The sequence below is a fragment of the Alicyclobacillus mali NBRC 102425 genome (assembly GCF_001570745.1).
GTDB lineage: Bacteria > Bacillota > Bacilli > Alicyclobacillales > Alicyclobacillaceae > Alicyclobacillus > Alicyclobacillus mali.
Map to the genome: position 1 here is coordinate 107,560 of NZ_BCSG01000012.1, position 19,935 is coordinate 127,494.

Annotated in this window: 20 protein-coding genes; 19 read left to right on the forward strand and 1 reads right to left on the reverse strand. The window is 61.3% G+C overall.

All coding sequences use genetic code 11. The features are described 5' to 3' along the window. The first annotated feature begins 3 nt into the window (after positions 1–3). The 17 genes from AMA01_RS05815 to AMA01_RS05895 all read left to right on the forward strand — a co-directional run bounded on the left by AMA01_RS05815 (position 4) and on the right by AMA01_RS05895 (position 17,635). A complete protein-coding gene (locus AMA01_RS05815) occupies positions 4–1,041 on the forward strand; it encodes a hypothetical protein (protein ID WP_067848723.1) in 1,038 nt (345 codons plus the stop codon). A gap of 24 nt (positions 1,042–1,065) precedes the next feature. Then, a complete protein-coding gene (locus AMA01_RS05820; RefSeq protein ID WP_067848725.1) occupies positions 1,066–1,836 on the forward strand; it encodes a DUF3388 domain-containing protein in 771 nt (256 codons plus the stop codon). Positions 1,837–1,865: 29 nt separating this feature from the next. Next, positions 1,866–2,804, forward strand: a complete 939-nt coding sequence (locus tag AMA01_RS05825) for a helix-turn-helix domain-containing protein (protein ID WP_067848728.1) — start codon at positions 1,866–1,868, stop codon at positions 2,802–2,804. A 45-nt stretch (positions 2,805–2,849) separates the two neighbouring features. Then, complete coding sequence (locus AMA01_RS05830) at positions 2,850–3,344, forward strand: YajQ family cyclic di-GMP-binding protein (RefSeq protein ID WP_067848730.1); 495 nt, start codon at positions 2,850–2,852, stop codon at positions 3,342–3,344. A gap of 42 nt (positions 3,345–3,386) precedes the next feature. Then, positions 3,387–3,968 (forward strand): CDP-diacylglycerol--glycerol-3-phosphate 3-phosphatidyltransferase, encoded by a 582-nt coding sequence (gene pgsA / locus AMA01_RS05835; RefSeq protein WP_067848732.1) that lies wholly within the window; start codon positions 3,387–3,389, stop codon positions 3,966–3,968. 28 nt (positions 3,969–3,996) lie between these two features. Next, positions 3,997–5,295 carry a competence/damage-inducible protein A gene (locus AMA01_RS05840; RefSeq protein WP_082744012.1) on the forward strand — a complete coding sequence of 433 codons (1,299 nt, stop codon included), beginning with the start codon at positions 3,997–3,999 and terminating at the stop codon, positions 5,293–5,295. Positions 5,296–5,299: 4 nt separating this feature from the next. Then, positions 5,300–6,880, forward strand: a complete 1,581-nt coding sequence (locus AMA01_RS05845) for a DEAD/DEAH box helicase (RefSeq protein WP_067848736.1) — start codon at positions 5,300–5,302, stop codon at positions 6,878–6,880. A 227-nt stretch (positions 6,881–7,107) separates the two neighbouring features. Continuing rightward, the gene (recA, locus tag AMA01_RS05850; RefSeq protein WP_067848738.1) at positions 7,108–8,175 is read left to right on the forward strand and encodes a recombinase RecA; all 1,068 of its coding nucleotides are present in this window, start codon (positions 7,108–7,110) and stop codon (positions 8,173–8,175) included. After that, positions 8,135–8,839 (forward strand): regulatory protein RecX, encoded by a 705-nt coding sequence (locus AMA01_RS05855; RefSeq protein ID WP_067848740.1) that lies wholly within the window; start codon positions 8,135–8,137, stop codon positions 8,837–8,839. Before recA ends, AMA01_RS05855 begins: the two co-directional genes overlap by 41 nt. Before the next feature lie 131 nt (positions 8,840–8,970). Then, entirely contained in the window at positions 8,971–10,518 is a 1,548-nt protein-coding gene (gene rny, locus AMA01_RS05860; protein ID WP_067848743.1) for a ribonuclease Y, read from the forward strand. Positions 10,519–10,674: 156 nt separating this feature from the next. Continuing rightward, positions 10,675–10,935 carry a stage V sporulation protein S gene (locus AMA01_RS05865; protein WP_014464226.1) on the forward strand — a complete coding sequence of 87 codons (261 nt, stop codon included), beginning with the start codon at positions 10,675–10,677 and terminating at the stop codon, positions 10,933–10,935. Between the two features lie 25 nt (positions 10,936–10,960). Then, a complete protein-coding gene (locus AMA01_RS05870) occupies positions 10,961–11,908 on the forward strand; it encodes a dipeptidase (protein ID WP_067848831.1) in 948 nt (315 codons plus the stop codon). Positions 11,909–12,186: 278 nt separating this feature from the next. Further along, entirely contained in the window at positions 12,187–12,723 is a 537-nt protein-coding gene (gene cotE / locus AMA01_RS05875; protein WP_067848747.1) for an outer spore coat protein CotE, read from the forward strand. A gap of 62 nt (positions 12,724–12,785) precedes the next feature. Then, positions 12,786–13,862: a YheC/YheD family protein gene (locus tag AMA01_RS05880; RefSeq protein WP_067848750.1), complete on the forward strand. Its 1,077-nt coding sequence runs from the start codon at positions 12,786–12,788 to the stop codon at positions 13,860–13,862. Between the two features lie 11 nt (positions 13,863–13,873). Beyond that, the gene (locus tag AMA01_RS05885; protein WP_230087846.1) at positions 13,874–14,992 is read left to right on the forward strand and encodes a YheC/YheD family endospore coat-associated protein; all 1,119 of its coding nucleotides are present in this window, start codon (positions 13,874–13,876) and stop codon (positions 14,990–14,992) included. A gap of 28 nt (positions 14,993–15,020) precedes the next feature. Then, complete coding sequence (locus tag AMA01_RS05890) at positions 15,021–16,484, forward strand: putative amidoligase domain-containing protein (protein WP_067848753.1); 1,464 nt, start codon at positions 15,021–15,023, stop codon at positions 16,482–16,484. A gap of 26 nt (positions 16,485–16,510) precedes the next feature. Beyond that, positions 16,511–17,635: a YheC/YheD family endospore coat-associated protein gene (locus AMA01_RS05895; protein ID WP_067848755.1), complete on the forward strand. Its 1,125-nt coding sequence runs from the start codon at positions 16,511–16,513 to the stop codon at positions 17,633–17,635. On the opposite strand, the gene AMA01_RS05900 is transcribed toward AMA01_RS05895, so the two are convergent. Further along, complete coding sequence (locus tag AMA01_RS05900) at positions 17,632–17,880, reverse strand: hypothetical protein (RefSeq protein ID WP_067848759.1); 249 nt, start codon at positions 17,878–17,880, stop codon at positions 17,632–17,634. The two genes, AMA01_RS05895 and AMA01_RS05900, sit on opposite strands and share 4 nt — an antisense overlap. Positions 17,881–17,982: 102 nt before the next feature. Here AMA01_RS05900 and miaB point away from each other — a divergent pair, with 102 nt between their 5' ends. Further along, positions 17,983–19,476: a tRNA (N6-isopentenyl adenosine(37)-C2)-methylthiotransferase MiaB gene (gene miaB, locus AMA01_RS05905; RefSeq protein WP_067848762.1), complete on the forward strand. Its 1,494-nt coding sequence runs from the start codon at positions 17,983–17,985 to the stop codon at positions 19,474–19,476. Then, positions 19,476–19,928 carry a RicAFT regulatory complex protein RicA family protein gene (locus AMA01_RS05910; RefSeq protein ID WP_067848837.1) on the forward strand — a complete coding sequence of 151 codons (453 nt, stop codon included), beginning with the start codon at positions 19,476–19,478 and terminating at the stop codon, positions 19,926–19,928. Before miaB ends, AMA01_RS05910 begins: the two co-directional genes overlap by 1 nt. Positions 19,929–19,935: the final 7 nt, after the last annotated feature.

The window sequence follows — 19,935 nt, forward strand, 5'->3', positions numbered from 1 at the left end:
GGAATGGCAAAAGTGCGAAGAAAGTGGCGGCTCGCGGTGGCGATGGCGGCAGTCGCGGCCAGTGCGGCGGGCTGTGGCGCGCCTGATCTGGCGGCCATGCGCCCGACGGTCAATAAGCCCGCGGTGCTGGTGGAGATTGTGGGTGCGCCGCCGTTCGCCCCGTCGGCGTCAGAGTTGGGAGCCGCAGGAGCGACGGCCGTGGAAGTGGTGCACACTTCTTTGAGCGCATGGCAGTCGGAAGCACAGAGCGAGCTGTCCAGGCGCCGACTCACCGGAGTCATGTTGGTATGTGACGATGCGAACCCTCTCGCGTCGGGCGTGAACGAGATGGCTTCGGCAAACCCGTCAGTACACTTTCTCGTCGTGAGCGACCGAGCCGCTTCTCCGTCCTCACTCGCGAATGTGGCGGAAATGGCTCAGGATCCGGTCGGCGTCGCGTACAGCATAGGGGTGCTCTGTGGAGACTGGATGACGTCGCTCGGTTCCGGTTCGGCCAGTGGGGCCGTGTACACCGGCGTGCCCAGCTTGGTGTACGTACCCGGCGGTGCCAGCGTTGCTGAACAAAAAGCGTTCTTTGTGGGTCTGTATCAGGCAGATGCGAATGCGACTGTGGTCGCAGTTCCGCAGCCCTCCGCCCAGCCGCTGTCGAGCTACGGATACGCAGTCGAGCTCGGCGCCATCGGCGGCAACGCGGCGCCGGGACAGCTTCAGACACTTCATGCGTTGACGCCGAACTGGGCCTGTTTTGGCACAACGTCCGCATCAGGGTGCGCCGTGTCTCCGGGCCATCTCGCCGACTCGGAGGTCCTGCGAGCGTTTCAAATGCTCCTTTCACCTGCTTCCTGGAAGCCGGGAGAGCATCTGGTGCTCGATTTGACTTCTGTCGCCTTGGACGACAAGCAGGTGCCTGCTTCTGTCGTCACGTCGTGGGCCGCGCTTCAGGTTCGCGCCGAATCGGAAGCAGCGGGCGCGGACGCCACCTTCGCTTCGCTCGCCCCCAGCGTGCGAGCCAACCTTCAGAACGCTTTTCATTTGTCCTAGGACCCCGAGAAAGGTTGAGATGGCGTGGCCGAGTATTATTTTCAGTATCATATTCGCCGGGACAGACCTGGTCTGTTGGGGGACATCGCTTCCCTGCTTGGCATGCTTGGCGTGAACATCGTACAATTATCAGGAGTGTCGGAGTATGGAAGAGGATTCCTGATCGATGTGGATCGAGCGGACATCCTCGATGTGCTTCGAACGATGCTCGAGTCGATGGAAGACATCGAAGTCACGGCGCTTAGGGAACCGACGCTTCGCGACAGGCTTGCGCTTCGGCACGGGCGGTTTATTGAGCGGAGTGACACGGAAAAACGCACATACCGGTTCGTTCGGGACGAGCTCGGGGTGCTGGTCGATTTTTTGGGCGAGATTCTGAAACGTCCGGGCCGGCAGATCATCGGCGTGCGTGGGCAGCCGCGCGTCGGTAAAACCGAGGCCATCGTGGCCGCGAGCGTGTACGCCAACAAGCGCTGGCTCTTCGTGTCGTCCACGCTTCTGAAGCAGACCATCATGCGCGAGCTCCCTTCGGCCACGTTCCGAGCTGAACCGTTCGTCTACATCATCGATGGGGCCGTATCGGTCATGCGGGGCGGCGAAGAGCACATGCGCTGCGTGGACGAAATCCTCCGGATGAAGGCGCCGGTCGTGATCGAGCATCCAGACATCTTTGTCCGGCGTACGCGTTACACCTGGGATTTGTTCGATATGCTGATCGAACTGCGCCGAGATCCGCAGGAAGAAATTCGCTATGATATGTTCGAAGACGAACAGGCCTCGTGGGCTCACGAATAGATGCGCCAATGGGCAAGGGAGGGCGACGCGTGCACGAGCAGTTGGGGCAAATTCTGCGCGCAAGGCGCGAATCGCTCGGACTCACGGTGGAAGATGTCGAAGAGCGGACGAAAATTCGCAAGCGATACATCGAAGCACTGGAGTCGGGCCAGTGGGATGTGCTGCCGGGCCGCGTGTATGCGCGCGGTTTTGTGCGGAGTTACGCTGAGGTTCTCGGTCTGGACGGAAGTGACCTTTTGGAAAAATATGTGGATAGCGGTCATTCCAGCGCTGCTCAGCAGGGGACGAAGTCGGACGCATCGCCAGGGACGTCCGACGGCGCCGTAATGGACCGCAAACCTGCGGCGCGTATGGTGGAGCCGAGATCGCTCAATGAAATGGAGCGCACGCGGTCCCGCACGCAAGAACGGGCTGAGCGGCCTCGGCGAGACGTGTATGACCGACCTGTGCGATCGGTGGGCTCATGGTTTGGACAAGGTCTGCTCATCGTCGGTGCGCTCGTGGTGGTCGGAGGGGTGTACGTCCTTTTGCATCACCACCATGGCCAGGGCACTCACACGACCAACACGACCTCGTCGGGTCCGCCGAAGACGCAGGCCACCAAGCCTGCCGCGCACCAGACGGCTCCGCGTAAGCAACCGACGCAGCCCGTTCAACAGACTCAGCCAGCGGTGGTCGCCCTGCCGTATGCCAACGGGATGTACACCTACAAGGTGCTTCACGCCTCGAATCTGCAGGTGGTGGTTACCGTGAATACGGGCGAACTGTGGTTCAGCGCGACCGCGGATGGTCAGGCGGTGGCGCCGAACGTCATCCTGAACCAAGGGCAATCCAAATCGTTCTCGGCGCAGAACAACGTCACCTTCCACCTCGGCCACGTTCAGGGCGTGTCCATTACGGTGGACGGGAAACCGGTCCAGTTGCCGAATATCAATTGGGCGCCGGTCGTTGTGATTGAGCGAGGGTGACGAGGACCGGTCGAAAGCGTACACTGGGTGTAGAGGAGCGGGAACATGGCCAAAGAGGCTTCGTTCGACATTGTGTCAAAGGTGGATCTTCAGGAGGTGTCGAACGCCGTTCAACAGTCTCGGCGGGAGATCGAGACGAGGTTTGACTTCAAAGGCTCGAAGAGCGAGATTCGCCTGGACGGCGACAGGCTTACGCTGATCTCGGATGACGAGTACAAGCTTGAACAACTGTTGGATGTTCTGCAGACGAAACTCGTCAAGCGAAACGTGTCGCTGAAGGCGCTCAGACCGGGTAAGGTCGAGCCTGCCGCGGGGGGCACGGTTCGCCAGGTGGTGGAACTCGTGAACGGCCTGGATGCCGATCACGCCAAACAGATCACCAAGCTGATCAAAGACTCTAAGATCAAAGTTCAGGCTCAGATTCAGGGCGACCAAATTCGCGTCTCTGGCAAGAGTCGCGACGACCTCCAGGCAGTGATTCAGATGCTTCGCAGCGCAGAGTTGGATGTTCCGCTGCAATTCACGAACTATCGCTCGTGACCGGGTGCCAGTGCGCAAATCGGACAAGAGGGGCGTGGGCCATTGAATCTGGCAAATCGGATTACACTGGCCAGAATTTTGCTGGTGCCGGTCGTCTGCGTGATCTTGTTGGTCCCTTTTCACATCGGCTCCGTGACGTTTCACGGGCAGACCACAACCGTGAATGAGGCCTTGGCCGCGCTGGTCTTTATCGCAGCGGCGGCCACGGACGCGTTGGACGGGCGGATTGCGCGGAAGCGGAACATGATCACGAATTTCGGGAAGTTCCTCGATCCACTGGCGGATAAGCTTTTGGTCTCGGCGGTGCTCATCATTCTGGTTCAAATGCAGCGCATGCCAGCGTGGGTCGCGATTGTGATCATCAGCCGCGAGTTCGCGGTCACCGGGCTTCGCCTTATCGCCGCGGGAGACGGGGTGGTGGTGGCCGCAAGCCAGTGGGGGAAGTGGAAGACGACCGCGCAGATGGTGGGCATTGTCCTGTTGATGCTGAACAATTTCCCGTTTTCTGTAATTCGTGTTCCGGTTGCTCAGGTGATGATTTACGTCATGGTGATTATGACCGTGGTGTCGGCAATCGACTATTTTATGAAGAATCGAGAGATGATCTTGTCTCGCGCCTCGTGAGGCGCACGTCGGGATGGAGAGGGTGGCTGTGGCCTTGGCAGAGCCTTGCCGCGCCGAACTGATTGCGGTGGGTACAGAGATTGTCATCGGACAGATTCACAACGGGCATGCCCGGGAGATTTCGCAGGAACTTGCGAAGCACGGAATGTACGTGTACTATCACAGTGCGGTAGGAGACAACGAGGCGCGGATTATTGAGACGTTCTCCATCGCTTCCCGGCGCTCGAACGCCGTGATTGCGACAGGGGGACTGGGGCCCACGCAGGACGACTTGACGAAGGAAGCACTGGCGAAATTCCTGGGTAGAAACCTTGTGCTTTCCCAGGAGGCGCTGACGGAAGTCGAATCGTATTTCAAGCGAAGAGGCAGGCCCATGCCGGAGCAGAACCGGAAGCAGGCCCTCGTCATTGAAGGCGGAGAATGGATTCCGAACCCGAACGGGACCGCACCGGGACAGTACGTATTTGACAACGGCGTGCATTACTTTCTTCTTCCGGGTCCGCCCCTCGAAATGCGTCCCATGCTGCAAAATTACGTGATTCCTCGCCTGGTAGACCACTTTGGTGGTACGCGCAAGTTGGTTTCCCGGATTCTCCATTTCTGCGGCATCGGCGAGTCAGATGTGGATGCGAGAATCGCCGATCTGACATGCAAGGATAACCCGACCGTGGCGCCGTACGCTGGCGAGGGCGAGATGGTCCTGCGGATTACAGCGTCCGGCCCGACCGAGGACGCGTGCTGGGAACTCATCCGCCCGGTCGAAGACGAGTTGCGCAAACGGTTCGCCCCCTTCATTTACGGGGTAGATGCCGATTCGCTGGCATCGGTCGTTTTGCGGCGGCTCCAAGAGACCGGCTCAACGCTGGCCGTGGCGGAAAGCTGCACCGGCGGCATGCTGGCCGAGATGATCACGGACGTGCCCGGCAGCTCATCGTCGTTTTTGGGCGGTGTCGTGGCGTATGACAATCGGGTCAAGGCGTCCGTGGTGGGGGTTCGTGAGGAGACCCTGGCCGCACACGGGGCCGTGTCGGAGCAGACGGCGCGCGAACTCGCTCAAGGTGTCCGCGACAAGCTCGGTGCGACGTATGGCATTGGCGTGACGGGCATCGCGGGCCCCGGAGGCGGCACGCCGGAGAAACCCGTTGGACTCGTGTACGTTGGGCTCGCGGGTCCTCGAGGCTGTCGAGTTTATGAACTCAGGCTGCGTGGATCGCGCGCCCAGATTCGGATCCGCAGCTGCAAACAGGCGCTATGGAGACTGTGGCAGGAGTTGAATGGAGATTCTGATGTGGGAAGAGACAAGACAGGCAGAGGAGAGAAAGGTTGAGAGTATGTCATCGTTTGAGTCTTTTGGGTTGAACCGCCGCGTACTGCAGGCGATTCACGATATGGGGTTTGAAGAGCCATCGCCGATTCAGGCGGCGTGTATTCCTGTCGTGCTGGAGGGCCGGGACGTGATCGGCCAGGCACAGACCGGCACAGGGAAGACCGCCGCGTTCGGCATCCCGTTGGTGGAACGGGTGTCGACCGAGCCGCGCGTGCAGGCCATCGTGCTGACGCCGACGCGCGAGTTGGCGATCCAGGTGGCTGGTGAGGTCCGCAAAATCGCGAAATACAAGCGCGTCCGATCCGTCCCGATTTACGGCGGACAGTCCATCGTGCACCAGATCCGCGCGTTGAAGCAAGGCGTGCAAATTGTCATCGGCACGCCTGGGCGGGTGTTGGATCACATCCACCGCGGAACGCTGTCGCTGAACGACGTGAAGATGGTTGTGCTCGACGAAGCCGACGAGATGCTCGACATGGGCTTCATCGAAGACATCGAGGCGATTTTGCGCGAGACGCCGAGCGACAGACAGACCATGCTGTTCTCGGCCACCTTCCCGAACGAGGTCAAGCGGCTCGCGCTGCGTTACATGCAGGATCCGCAGCACATCACGGTCAATCGCGGCGAGGTGACCGTACCGCAAATCGATCAGGTCTGCTACAAGGTGCTGGAGCGCAACAAGCTCGACAGCCTCTGCCGCATCGTGGACAGCGAGGACATCCAGCTCGGGATCATTTTCTGCCGGACGAAGCGCGGTGTGGACGATCTCGTCGAGGCCCTGCTCGCGCGCGGCTACCTCGCGGATGGTCTGCACGGAGACCTGAGCCAGGCTCAGCGCGACAGGGTCATGCGCAAGTTCCGCAAGAATGAAATCGAGCTGTTGGTCGCGACAGACGTGGCGGCTCGCGGGCTGGACGTCGACGACGTGACGCACGTCATCAACTACGACGTCCCACAGGATCCCGAGTCGTACGTGCATCGCATTGGCCGCACCGGGCGCGCTGGCAAGCGAGGTCTCGCGATTACGCTGGTGACGCCCCGCGAATACAAACTGTTGAAGCAGATTGAGCGGGAAATCAAGCAGAAGATCACGGTCCGCGAGGTGCCGTCGCTGGAGGACGTGGCCGAGCGGCAGGCGGAGATGTGGCGCAGCAAAATCGTGGACGTCATCCGCGAGGGCGGCCTCGCGCCGTATCGTGCGATCCTGAGCGGCCTCGTGGACGAGCACGATCCCATCGATATCGCGTCGGCCTTGCTGAAACTCGCTTCCTCAGGCGATGGGAACCGGTCGGAGGCGGACGAATACGACTTCGGAGACACGGGCGCGCGGCCGGGGATGGTGCGGTTCTTCGTCAATGTCGGCCGCACAGCTCGGATGAGCCCACAGGACTTCGTCCGCGCCATCTCGGAAGAGGCCGGCGTGCCGGGCGACGCGGTCGGCCGGATCGACATGTTCGAGAAGTTTACGTTCATCGAGGTGGAGGAAGAGAGCGCGCCTTTCGTCTACGAGGCGCTGCGCCAAAGCCGAATCAATGGCACGCGGGTGAATTTGGAGCCCGCGAAGCCGCGCTCGTCGCGCCGCTGAACGCAGGTCGAGCAGGGAGAGAGCCGGACACGCGAGTGTCCGGCTCTTGCTTCGCCTGGGGGTCCGGAAACGTCGATGCGAACGTTTGTTTGCATTTTTCGCAGGAACGTGTACAATCGGATCGAAGGATTCCTGCGAGCGTTCGCGAATAGGTTCCCGTGTTCGGGAGCGAGCGGAGAAGAGGCTCACGGGCATACGCGCTTGAAGAAATTGAGGGATGGTGTGTCATGGGAGACAAAAAGGCGGCTTTGGAACAAGCCCTGCGAAAAATTGAGAAGGAATTTGGGAAGGGCTCCATCATGCGGCTCGGTGAAGCGGCTGCAATGACGGTGGAGACCGTGCCGACGGGGTCGATTGCGCTTGACATTGCGCTCGGCGTCGGAGGGCTCCCTCGTGGCAGAATCGTGGAAATCTACGGGCCCGAGTCGTCAGGCAAGACGACTGTCGCGCTGCACGTTGTCGCGGAGGTGCAGAAACTCGGCGGTCAGGCGGCGTTCATCGACGCGGAACACGCGCTGGATCCGGTGTACGCCCAAAAGCTCGGCGTCAACATCGACGAGCTTTTGATTTCTCAGCCGGACACGGGGGAGCAGGCGCTCGAAATCGCCGAGGCGCTCGTTCGGAGTGGCGCGGTGGACGTGATTGTGGTGGATTCCGTGGCAGCCCTGGTTCCGAAGAATGAACTGGAAGGCGACATGGGTGATTCGCATGTCGGATTGCAGGCCCGCCTGATGTCGCAGGCGCTGCGCAAGTTGGCTGGCGCCATCAGCAAATCGAAGACCATTGCCATCTTTATCAACCAAATCCGCGAAAAGGTCGGCGTCATGTTCGGTAATCCAGAGACGACGACGGGCGGACGAGCGTTGAAATTTTACGCTTCTGTCCGGTTGGAGGTCCGGCGCGTCGAGGCCATCAAACAGGGAAATGACGTCGTGGGATCGCGGACGCGCATCAAAGTGGTGAAAAATAAGGTCGCGCCGCCGTTTCGGCAGTGCGACGTGGATATCATGTTCGGAGAAGGAATCTCGCGAGAAGGCAGCCTGATCGATATTGCCGCCGAGATCGACGTCGTGCAGAAGAGCGGAGCCTGGTATTCCTTTGGCGAGGATCGTCTCGGGCAAGGGCGCGAGAACGCGAAGCAGTATCTGAAGGAGCATCCGGAAATCGCGGAGCAAATCGAGGCGGCGGTTCGCGATTATTACCATGTGAATCCGGCCAAACCGCTGGTTGCCGCCGCTGCGGAGGATGCGGACGATGACGCAGATGACGCATTCGACGAATTCGACGCCTTCTGAGCACGAGCCGATCGTCCTCGTGCGCCGCAGCGAGGCCGCTGGAAAATGGCGGCCCCTGATCTGCGTCGAGTTCAAAGGGGCGCCCTGCTTGTACTTGACGGCGGAGGATTGGGTGCAGTGTGGCCTCCAGATGGGCATGCCCATACCGGATGAGCTCTACGCGGAACTGGCGCAGCGCTCTGAGGTGGCAAGGGCTCTGCGCGACGCGCTGCGCCTGCTGGAAATTCGCCCGCGTTTTGAGCGCGAACTGAGCCAAGCGTTGCTGCGCAAGGGATGGGCACAAGAGAGCATCGACGGCGCGCTTCATCGCCTGCGCGAGAAGGGACTTCTCGACGATGAGAGGCTTGTGCGGGACCGCGTGGACGCTTGGGCAGGCACGCGTAGTCGACGGGAGATCCGGGCCAAATTGAGATCTCGAGGAGCGCCGGCTGAGCTGGTAAACCAATTTGTTGCGGCGTGTGTGGATACCGAGCAAGAGCGAGAGGCCGCCGTCAAGTTCGCAGAGAAATACTTTCGACGCGCGGCTGGCCGAACCAGCGATGTGGACGAGCGCCGTGCCGTGGCTCACCTGGTGCGCAAGGGATTTTCGCTGTCCGTCGCGCGCCAGGCGGTGCAGGAAGCAGCTCGGCGGTATGGGGAGCAGGGGCGCAACGAATGGGCGTAATCGCCTTTTCTTGACACCGTTTTGAAACAACACGTAGAATAAAAGTGCGTATCACCTACGGCCTCTAGCTCGAAGACGTCATGGTTCCGATGCGAACAGGTGATCGTCGACCGGAGCAAGGAGGCGCCTCATTGGAAGTCGCAGTCTGGCTGTTGATCGTGGTTTCGCTTGCTTGTCTAGGCATTGGATTAGGTGTAGGGTACGTGGTCCGGCGCATGGTCGCCGAGGCCAAAATAGGCGCCGCGGAAGCTCGCGCCTTGGAAATTATAGAAGCCGCGCAGCGAGACGTCGAGGCTCGCCGCAAGGAGGCGGTGCTTGAGGCGAAGGAAGAGACGCACCGCATCCGACAGGAGGCCGAGAAGGAGCTGCGCGAGCGACGCAACGAGATTCAGCGGATGGAGCGCCGTATTCTGCAAAAGGAAGAGGCGCTCGACAAGAAGCTCGAGGTTTTGGAACAGAAGTCCGAAGAGCTTCGCCGAGAAGAGATGGCCATTCAGACGCTGAAAGACGAGGCCGAGGCTTTGCGCCATGAGCAGGTCCGGGAACTCGAGAGGATTTCCGGCTTGACGCGGGAGAGCGCGCGGCAGCTCATTCTGGAACAGGTTGAGCGCGAGGTGCGTCACGATGCGGCACTGATGGTCAAGCAGATCGAGCAGGAGGCCAAGCGCGAGGCGGATCGCCGGGCGAGAGACATCGTCGCCAATGCCATTCAGCGGTGTGCCGCGGACCACGCTTCCGAGATCACGGTGACGGTGGTCAACCTGCCGAACGACGAGATGAAGGGCCGCATCATTGGGCGAGAAGGGCGCAATATTCGAACCCTCGAGTCGCTCACGGGCGTGGATTTGATTATCGATGACACGCCGGAAGCCGTCATCCTGTCTGGATTCGATCCCATCCGCCGTGAAATCGCGAAAATTGCCCTTGAGCGGTTGGTTGCTGACGGGCGCATCCATCCCGCACGAATCGAAGAAATGGTGGAGCGGGCTCGCCGGGAGATCGAGGACGTCATCCGCGAGCAAGGCGAGCAGGCCACGTTTGACGCGAATGTGCACGGCTTGCATCCCGATCTGGTGAAACTGCTCGGTCGGCTCCGCTTCCGCACGAGTTATGGACAAAACGTGTTGAAGCACTCTATCGAGGTCGCGCATCTCGCAGGGATGATGGCTTCTGAGCTCGGTCTCGACGCAGCCATCGCGCGGCGAGGTGGATTGTTGCACGACATCGGTAAAGCGGTCACGCACGAGGTGGAGGGATCGCACGTCGAGATCGGTGTAGATCTCGCGCGCCGATATAAGGAGCATCCCGTCGTGATCAACTGTATTGCCGCGCATCACGGCGATGTAGAATTCACGTCGCCGATCTCCGTGATTGTGGCGGCGGCGGACGCCATCTCGGCGGCTCGCCCGGGTGCGCGCCGTGAAACGCTGGAAGTGTACATGAAACGCTTGGAGAAACTCGAGCACATCGCGGATTCCTTCGCGGGTGTCGAGAAGAGTTACGCGATTCAGGCGGGTCGCGAGATCCGCATCATCGTAAAACCCGAATTGGTCGACGATGCTGAGTCTGCGCTGGTTGCAAAGGAGATATCGAAGAAGATCGAGAACGAACTCGACTATCCCGGCCAGATCAAGGTGACGGTAATTCGAGAAACTAGAGCCGTTGAATACGCAAAATAGGGCAGCCTGACGGCTGACCCTATTTTTATAGATCGGGTGGATGGCCTCCGACGTAAACCAGCGACGCTGCGCCCTCTTGTCCGTTAGCATAATGGGCTTTCTGGCGAATATCGTATAGTGTCCCACTGCCGACGGAACAGAGGAGGTCATCTCACCGTGGATGTGTTAAAAGTCTCGGCAAAATCGAATCCCAATTCTGTCGCAGGCGCCCTCGCCGGCGTCGTGCGCGAGCAAGGTTCGGCAGAAATTCAGGCCATTGGTGCGGGGGCTCTGAACCAGGCCGTGAAGGCCGTCGCAATCGCGAGAGGGTTCGTCGCACCGAGCGGCATCGATTTGGTCTGCGTACCTGCTTTTACGGACATCAAGATCGATGGCGAAGATCGAACCGCCATTCGCCTGCTCGTAGAGCCTCGCTGAGAAAGGATGAAGACCGGTGGCGCGAATGCTTGTGGCCGACGCACACGTGGACGTCTTGATGAAGTTGGCGGAGGGCCGCGTGGCTTTTTTGGACGACTCGCCCCTTTTGCGCGCAAATTATCATTCCCTGCGCGAAGGTGGTGTCGCCACACAAGTGTTCGCGCTCTACGTCGATCCGTCTCTGGATTCGTACACGCAATTAGCGGAAGTTCTTCGGCAAATCGACGCCTTTTACCAACAAATTGCCATCCTGGCCGATGTGCGGGCGGTGCGCTCCAAGGAAGATCTGCGTGTCGCCCGCCAACAGGGACAGCTGGCGGCCATCTTGTCGCTCGAAGGTGGCGGCTGTTTGCGCGGGAGCGTCGAACTTCTTCGCGTGTTGCACCGCCTCGGCGTCCGAGGCGTCGGCCTGACGTGGAACGACGCCAATGAGTTGGCCGATGGGTGCGGCGAGTTGCGGGGGGCTGGGCTGACCCGCGCTGGCCGCGACGTGCTGCGCGAGATGCAGCATCTGTCGATGTGGATCGATCTCGCCCACCTGCACGACACCGGCGTGCGGGACGTGCTCCGCTTGACGGACGGCCCTGTCATCGCATCCCACGCGAACGCTCGAGCTGTCCATCCGCACCGCAGGAACCTGACCGACGACGTCATTCGCGAGATTATCCGCCGCGACGGGTGGATGGGGCTGACGTTTCAGCCGTCCTTCGTCGGGCAGGACCCGGTCGGGGTGGACGACGTGTTCCGCCACTTGGACCACGTTCTCGATCTCGGCGGGCACCGCCACGTGGGCTTTGGTTCCGATTTCGACGGCACGTCCGCGGACATTCCCGGCCTCGCCGCGAGCAGGGACTACCGCGCGTTCGCCGAGCGACTTTGCGACCGGTACGGCACGGATCTCGCCCAGGACTTCCTCTTCCGCAACTTCGAGGCGTTTCTCATGCGCCAGCTTCCTTCCGCGTCGCCCCTTTGAAGAGATTCGCCGCCTGACGCGGCGTCTTTTCGATCACGTCGCGAGCGTTGCGATCGAATCTCCGTAAATCTCCCCCTTGAGCTCCTGTGGGCTATGGCCCAATTTTTTCCCGCCTGTGTTCACCGCGGAGCACCTCCATTCGCCCATGCATACGATGTGCTGTGAGCGCGACTGGGCAGAAGCCGCCGGGCGCGATGCCCGCTGGCTCCTTGCCTCGCAATCGGTTCGATCCCTGCGAGCGCAGGTCCGCTCGATTTCTGCACAGAGGAGGTAGCCGCATGGTGCTGTCCAGCAAAGACCTCAGCTACCGGGAAATCATGGCCAATGCCGTGTGTGGTCGCGGCAACAAGTATTCCCAGACCACGTATACGGTTCGCCCTGCCCACCGTCCGAGCACAATCGGAGGTTGCTGGGTGATGAACCACGTGTATGAGGCGGAGTTGGTCGGCGACTACGTCGAGGTCCGCGGTCGGTTTGACATCAATGTATGGTACTCGTACAACGGCAACACGGACACGGCCATCGCCAAGGAGACCGTCACGTATACGGAACAGATCGCCCTGCGCGACATCGACGACGCCTGCGTCCGCGACAGCCGTGAGGTGTGCGTGCACGTGATTCAGAGCCCCAACTGCCTTGACGCCACGCTGACGGGCAACGGATCCGAGGTTTTGGTGCGCGTCGAAAAGGAACTCGGCGTCGAGGTCATCGGCCAGACGAAGTTGTGCGTTGTGACAGTTGACCTGGCGGAAAAGAAAGATCTCGACTTCTTTGAGGAAGAGAGCCAGGTAGAGGAAGTCGAGATCGAAGACTGAAGGCGCAAACGCGTTTGAGGGGGCAGGCGCCCCCTCCCTTTGTGTCCGGAGGGGGTGTGCGCATGCGAAACGAGGGAGGACGGACGCACCTTTCCATCTACGTGGACGGCCCGAGCCCGGGGAGAAAGAGGTTTGGCGACCAGACTCGACTGTTCGAAGATCTGATCCTTCTCGGGCGCGACGCAGGCGTGGAGGTCCAGGTCCTCACGCCGGGCGATCTCTCGGCCCGTCGCGCGCACACATTCACGGGCATGGAATGGGTTCTGACGCAGCCCGCCGGCGCTGACGTGGTGTTGCGCCGCTCCGGCCTTTTCCATCGGCAGCCTGCGCTCGCTGCGCGGGAGTTGGTCGCCCTTCGCCGCCAGGGACTTCTACATACGCTGCCTCGACAGAGTGGACAAAAATGGAGGCTCTACACCTGGCTTCGCACCGATCATCGCCTGAGGTCTCACCTCCCGCCCACATGGCTGTGCGCGCGGGTGGAAGATCTCATCGCGCTTCTCGCCGCCCAGGATGATCTGTACTTGAAGCCGCTCAATGGGACACAGGGCCAGGGCATCTACCGCGTGCGGAAGCGGGCCGGCAGGGTTGAACTGTGGTCCGCCGCGGCCAGCGCCCCACTGGTCATGTCGACGCCGTCCGAACTAGGTCGTGCCTGGCCCGCCGGATCATGGATTCCCTCCGTGGCTCAGCAAACCATTCCACTTGCCCAGATTGGCAACAGGCCGTTTGACCTCCGCTGGCTCGTCTGCGATGGCGATGATCCAACCATCATCGCCAGGGTTGCGCGCGTCGGCACGCCGCAGGCGGTGACCACCAACATTCACACCGGCAGCGAGCCTCGCTTCGCAGAGGATGTGCTTGAGGACGCCTTTGGGACAAAAGCCGCGCGCGATCTCGTCGGTCAACTGGACGAGATCGCCTTGGCGGTCGCTGGGCGCGCCCGGCAGCGGTTTGGGCCATACGCCGAACTGGGCCTCGACCTCGCCGTCCGCGAGGACGGGCGCGTGTATTTCATCGAGCTGAACCCTACACCCGGCAGAAAAATGTTGCGCCATCTGGATCCCGAGGTGCATCGTCTGTCACTCCAGGCGTTGCTGGAATATGCTATCCAAGTTCGACAGCGGCGCGGAGGATGACCGCGGGGGTGATGAAAATGACGAAACGGCCGCTCATCGGCATTCTCGATCACCCGCGATGGGACGATCGCCGGGAGACACTGCGCGAAAGCGATCAGATGGCGGGCATTCGGCGCATGGTCGAGATCGCGCAGTCGCTCGGTGCGGACGCGTTTGTGTTCGGGCTGGCGGACGTTGACCTGAAGTCGAGGCGCATACACGGCTACTCTCGCGATGACGGAAAATGGATGGAGCGGGTCTTCCCGTTTCCCGACGTGATCTACGATCAGTTGCTGTCGCGCAAGCTGGAGCGTCGAGAAACCTATCGTTCCGTTCGGCACGCGCTTTCGGCAGAGTATGGCGACCTGTTTTTCAACGATGGCTTCTTCGACAAGTGGCAGATCTACGAATGGCTGCGCCGTTCCCCGGTGTGGCCGCACGTCCCTGAGACCATTCGCCACCGTTCTCTTGCGCAGGGTGCAACGTTCGTCGCACGTCACCAGGTGACCTTTCTGAAACCTTTTCACGGGAGCCTTGGTCTCGGCATCATTCGCTTTGCGCTCGAGAAGGACGGCTCCGTTTCGTACGAATGGAAACGATCGCGCCAAGGAATTGTCCGCGGCACCGCCGCTTCTCCCGCTGAGGCCGTGCAGCTGTTCCGCACGCAATTGCGCAGGCGGCCGTATATTTGGCAGCAGGGCATTGATCTCGTCGCGCTTGACGGTCGGCCCGTCGATATCCGCATCCTCCTTCAGCGCGACGGAACCGGGGCTTGGAAGCGCACCAAGATGTTCGCTCGCGTCGCGAAAGCGGGTGACTTCACGTCCAACCTTGCGACGGGCGGCGGGGCGATGCCGGTCGATCGAGCTATCCTCGGCGCCTTTCCGGACGACGTGAAAAGGCGCGTGCGAGCGTCCATTCGGAGGACCGCCGAGGCCGTGGCGGAGGCCGTGGAGGCCGGTGCGGGGCGAACCTTCGGCGAACTCGGTGTCGATCTCGGCGTCGATCGGCGTGGTTTCGTCTGGGTCATTGAAGTGAACTCCAAGCCGCGCAAGGCACCTGCGTCGGCGAGCGGCCGCGACGACTTGGTCGAACTCTCGTTCAGGCGACCCATGGAATACGCGCTGTTCCTCGCGCGGCGGCCGTCGTGAGCCCGTGCCGAACCAGGGGGGAGAGCAGATGGCGTACTACCTTTTATTTAAGAATCAACCCTCGGCCAGACGGCTCATGGCAAGCGTTCCTCGCCTCTCCAGGTACACGGCGAGCAATCGGATGACGGATCGCGACGTGTTGGTTCGTTGGGGGATGGTGGAGGAGAGCGATCCCGCTCATGGGACGATTCTAAACGGCAGCGAAGCGCAGCGCCGCATCGCTTCGCGGGCCCAGATGGCGAAGTTTCTGCGGCGCATTGGGGTGAGGGTCGCGCCCCGCGTCAACCGGGACGGACTTCCCACGACGTTCAGCCGCCAATATCGCATCCCGATATTCGACTTTGTGCCCATCGGATGTTTTCGCTCTGACTCGGGGGTGGACTGGACTTCATCCCGCATTTCGCGGATCCACGAGTCGTTCGAGGAAGTGCCGCTCGACGGAGACGGGCAAACGCGCCGAGCGACCTATCTGGCGACGCGCACGCTGCACGCGCTGGGGCTCGACTTCGGTCTGGTCTCCATTGGCGTGTCGGAACGAGGTCTTCTCCAGGTACTGGACGTGAGCGCGGCACCCATCTTGGAAGGCCGGCTGCTGGAGTTATATCGGGATGCGGTGCAGCGGTTTGTCGAGCGGGAGGACGAGTGGCGCCGGGCAGGTCCTCCCTCGGTGACCCTCGGCACCGACGTCGAAATGATGTTGCGGAACGCCCAGGGGAAGATGGTGCTGGCAAGCAAATATTTCTCTAGAAAAGGCCGTATCGGATGCGACGACCGGAGCGTCAACTTCGATGGCCGGCGGCTGCCCCTTATGGAGCTCCGGCCCGCGCCCGATCCTTCGCCGGATGGCCTCTTGTTGAATCTACGAGCTTTGATGCACGAAGCGAGCGAGGCCATCAATCGGCCCGGGGTCGAGTGGCGCGCGGGCAGTGCCCCCTTTCGCCCGTACTGCACCGGCGGACACATTCACTTGTCCGGCGTGCCGCTCGGTGCGCGATTGGTGCGAGCGCTCGACCATTACGTGGGGTTGCCGCTCATGGCTGTGGAAGATCCGGTTCGCTCTCAATGGCGTCGCCCCAAATACGGTTTCCTGGGCGATGTGCGGCAAAAGGTGCACGGAGGCTTTGAGTACCGCACGCCCGCGAGCTTTGTGTGCAGCCAGGTGGCCACCCGCGCAGCCTTCCACCTGGCTCACATGGTGGCTCGCCATTACCGGGAACTTCCGCTGTACGACATGTACTCACCGCAACTTCAGTTCGCGTTTTACAGCGCAGACCGCGAGGCGTTGCGTCCGATTCTGATGCGCAACATGGAGGCCATCCGATCCCATCCCGAGTACGTCCGCCATCAGGACGCCATCGAGCCCCTGTTCGCGATGATCGAGCGCGGGGAGACATGGGATGAGGCGGTGGACGTCCGTCAGGAGTGGGGCGTACCCCTCCGGCGCACGCAGAAGCCCAAGCAGGCAAAGACCACAGCGGTCCACACGGTGTAGATGGCACGTCGCGTGAGGTGTCGATCATGAGTCAAACGTTTCACGGCAATGTTCAAGGCGCCCAAACGGTGGGGGAGATGGCGTGGCGATCCGACGGCCCGGCGTTCGCGATTTTCACCGCCGATCACCCGTCTGGGTTCGCCGGATCGCGGCGTTATTTCCGAGACATCATCGCGGCTGGGCAAAAACGAGGGTTTCTGGTCTATGTCATCACGCCCCAGTTCGTGGAAGAAGGATCGACCTGGCAAGGCTACGTGCGCGTGGGCTATCGAAATTGGAGACGGATGTGGCTGCCTCGCCCGCTCGCGGTGTACAATCGCATTCCAAACCGGGCGCTTGAGGCGAGCGCCACCGTACAGAGGGCGCGTGCGACCTTTGAGGCCATGGGCATCCCATTTTTTAACCATCGCTACTTTAACAAGGCGAAGATTTACGAGGCCATTCGGCGCGTGGGGCTGGGTCAGCATCTGCCGGAGACGACAAGGTTTGCAGGCGCGGAATCTGTGATGGATCTCTTAAACCGCCACGGAGCCGTGTATCTGAAGCCCGTCGGGGGGAGCATCGGGCGCGGCATCGTGCGGGTGGAGCGCCGGGGCGACACCTTCGATGTGTGGGCGCAACGCGCGCATCGGGCGGAACATTGGTCGATTCGTGACGCGGCCGCGCTTGACGAAGCGCTTCGCCGCGCGCGTTTCCCGGGCGCATACGTGGCGCAGGCCGCGGTGCCCGTCATTCGGTTCGAAGGCCGGCCGTGTGACGCGCGCGTACTTCTTCAGCGCCCGGGTTCCAGTTGGCAGGTCGTGGGCTATGGCATCCGCGTAAGCGGCGACGAGAGCATCACCACGCACGTCCCGAACGGCGGCCATATCGCGGACCGGTGGACCGTCCTGCGCCAAGTGTTTGGGTCCCGCAGTGAAGAGGTGGATGCCAGGCTCGTCTCGTTCACCCGATCGGCCGCCGCGGCAATTGAACGGTCGATGCCGGGACACGTGCGCGAGATGTCCATCGATGTCGGCATCGACGAAGCCGGACATCCCTGGCTGTTCGAGGCGAACGCCAAGCCCATGCGGTTTGACGAGCCGGACATTGCGCGGCGCGCGAGCGCAGGCGTGATCGACATTCTGCGCGATCTCGTCCGTGTGACGCGCTAGGCCAGAGGCCAGGGGAGCAGAAAGCGCTGCTTGCCCTTGGTGATATATTGAATCTGGTGCAGGGGAATATAGTGCCACTTGCTGTCGTACACCAGCAGAGCCTGATGAGATTGGAGAATCTCGCCGATCTCCGGGAAGTCACTGGCGTACGACTTTTTATTGGGCGCGACCACAGCGCCGTCCAGCGGGTGCTCCCGAAACGCCACGTGCACCTCAAAGGTCGGGACGTTGACTTTTTCGGACATGCCGGTCTCCTCACCACGTTTATACGCTTTACTGCTTATGGTATCATGTGAGATTAGATGTGCAAGACAAAACCACCATTCCAGACGACGGAGTGTTGAGATATGGAGAACCTGATTCGCCTCGCGCGCGAGGGAAGGCTCGAGAAGGGGCTTGGCCTCGTGTTTGGACAGACGCATCGGCCCAATCAGGCGGTGCGCGTGTCCTACGATGCCGATGAGCTCACGCGCGCGTATCGAGTGGGTCGGAAGCCAAGCGGAGAGCCGTACCGTTTCCTCATCCGGACGTACGGCTGCCAGATGAACGAGCACGACACGGAGGTCATGGCGGGCCTTCTTACAGCCATGGGCTATGAACCGACGCACGATGTCGAGGAGGCCGATTTCATTCTCTTCAACACCTGCGCGGTTCGCGAGAACGCGGAGGAGAAGGTGTTTGGCGAGATCGGCCGTCTACGGCCTCTGAAGCGCCAGAACCCCGAGCTTATCTTCGGTTTGTGCGGCTGCATGGCTCAGGAGAAGGGCGTGCAGCGGATGGTGCGGGAGAAGTACCCGTGGATCGATCTCGTCTTCGGTACGCACAACATCCATCGGCTGCCTGCGCTGCTCTTTGCCGCCCGCGCCTCGCAGGAGACGGTGATGGAGATTTGGGACAGCGCGCCCGAGACGGTGGAGGACTGGCCGAAGCTGCGCAAGGACCGCGTGCGCGCGTGGGTCAACATTCAATACGGGTGCAACAAATTTTGCACCTACTGCATCGTGCCGTACACGCGTGGCGTCGAGCGGAGCCGTCTGCCGGAGGACGTCCTGCGCGAAGTGGAGGAGTTGGTCCACGAGGGGTACCAGGACATCACGTTGCTCGGTCAAAATGTGAACGACTACGGTGTCGATCTCGGCTCCACCAACTTCGCTCGTCTCCTGCGGGAGGTCGATGCGGTGCGTGGCATCGGCTGGATCCGCTTCACGACGTCCAATCCGTGGAACTTCACGGACGAGCTCATCGACGCCATCGCCGAGTCGAAGAACGTCGTCGAACACATTCACCTGCCCGTGCAGTCCGGCAACAACGAGATTTTGCGGCGGATGAACCGCTCACACACGCGCGAGTACTATCTGCGCCTGGTTGATAAGATCCGCAGCAGGATTCCTGGAGTGGCGATCACGACCGATCTCATCGTCGGTTTCCCCGGGGAGACGGAGGACCACTTTCAAGACACGCTGCGCCTCGTGCGGGAAGTGGAGTTCGACAACGCCTTCACATTCATTTACTCGCCGCGGGAGAACACACCGGCAGCGCGCTGGAACGACGACACGCCGCTCGAAGAAAAGAAGGAGCGCCTCCTGCGCCTGAACGAGGTGCAGAACGAGATCAGCCGTCGGCACAACGAGAAGCTGCGCGGCGCGCTCGTCGAAGTGCTCGTCGACGGCGAGAGCAAGACGAACCCGGACGTGCTCTCGGGCCGCACGCGGACGAACAAGCTGGTCCTGTTCCGAGGCGACAAGTCGCTCATCGGGCAGCGGATTTGGGTGCGCGTGACGGAGCCGCAGACGTTCTTGCTCAAGGGCGAGATCGCACAGGTGGAAGAGGTGGTCTCGTGATGGCCTTGGCGACGCGTGTCGACACGGACGCCATTCTGGCCGCGGCGGACCAACTCGCGGCGATGATCCGGCAGTCCGATGAGTGTCGCTTGTACTGGAACGCGAGAGAAAAGATGGCGCGAAACCCGCGGGCGCAGCGCCTGTTTGACGAGCTCAAGAAGAAGACGAACGGACTTTGGACGCTCCGCGACAGGCTCGGCGAATCCCACGAAAAATATCAGCGCATGAAACATGAAGCGGATCTCCTCTGGGAGAGTTTGTATGAGACGCCTGTGGCGCTGCAGTATAAGGCGGCTCAGGATGAGCTGAACGGCCTTGTGCAGGAAGTCATTGAGGTGATGCTGGCAAATTTGCACGGAACCCTGCCTGTCGAGCGGGGACCGCGCATGTGCGGCAGCGGCGGGTGTTCCGGCGGTTGCGGCGGATCCTGCCACGCGAGCGCCGGAGCATGAGGAGGTC

Coding starts and splice junctions, on each gene's coding strand:
- recA (WP_067848738.1), top strand. CDS start 7,108: ATGGGAGACAAAAAGGCGGCTTTGGAACAAGCCCTGCGAAAAATTGAG.
- AMA01_RS05845 (WP_067848736.1), top strand. CDS start 5,300: ATGTCATCGTTTGAGTCTTTTGGGTTGAACCGCCGCGTACTGCAGGCG.
- AMA01_RS05910 (WP_067848837.1), top strand. CDS start 19,476: ATGGCCTTGGCGACGCGTGTCGACACGGACGCCATTCTGGCCGCGGCG.
- AMA01_RS05855 (WP_067848740.1), top strand. CDS start 8,135: ATGACGCAGATGACGCATTCGACGAATTCGACGCCTTCTGAGCACGAG.
- cotE (WP_067848747.1), top strand. CDS start 12,187: ATGGTGCTGTCCAGCAAAGACCTCAGCTACCGGGAAATCATGGCCAAT.
- AMA01_RS05815 (WP_067848723.1), top strand. CDS start 4: ATGGCAAAAGTGCGAAGAAAGTGGCGGCTCGCGGTGGCGATGGCGGCA.
- AMA01_RS05885 (WP_230087846.1), top strand. CDS start 13,874: ATGAAAATGACGAAACGGCCGCTCATCGGCATTCTCGATCACCCGCGA.
- AMA01_RS05895 (WP_067848755.1), top strand. CDS start 16,511: ATGAGTCAAACGTTTCACGGCAATGTTCAAGGCGCCCAAACGGTGGGG.
- AMA01_RS05890 (WP_067848753.1), top strand. CDS start 15,021: ATGGCGTACTACCTTTTATTTAAGAATCAACCCTCGGCCAGACGGCTC.
- AMA01_RS05900 (WP_067848759.1), bottom strand. CDS start 17,880: ATGTCCGAAAAAGTCAACGTCCCGACCTTTGAGGTGCACGTGGCGTTT.
- AMA01_RS05880 (WP_067848750.1), top strand. CDS start 12,786: ATGCGAAACGAGGGAGGACGGACGCACCTTTCCATCTACGTGGACGGC.
- miaB (WP_067848762.1), top strand. CDS start 17,983: ATGGAGAACCTGATTCGCCTCGCGCGCGAGGGAAGGCTCGAGAAGGGG.
- AMA01_RS05870 (WP_067848831.1), top strand. CDS start 10,961: ATGCTTGTGGCCGACGCACACGTGGACGTCTTGATGAAGTTGGCGGAG.
- AMA01_RS05830 (WP_067848730.1), top strand. CDS start 2,850: ATGGCCAAAGAGGCTTCGTTCGACATTGTGTCAAAGGTGGATCTTCAG.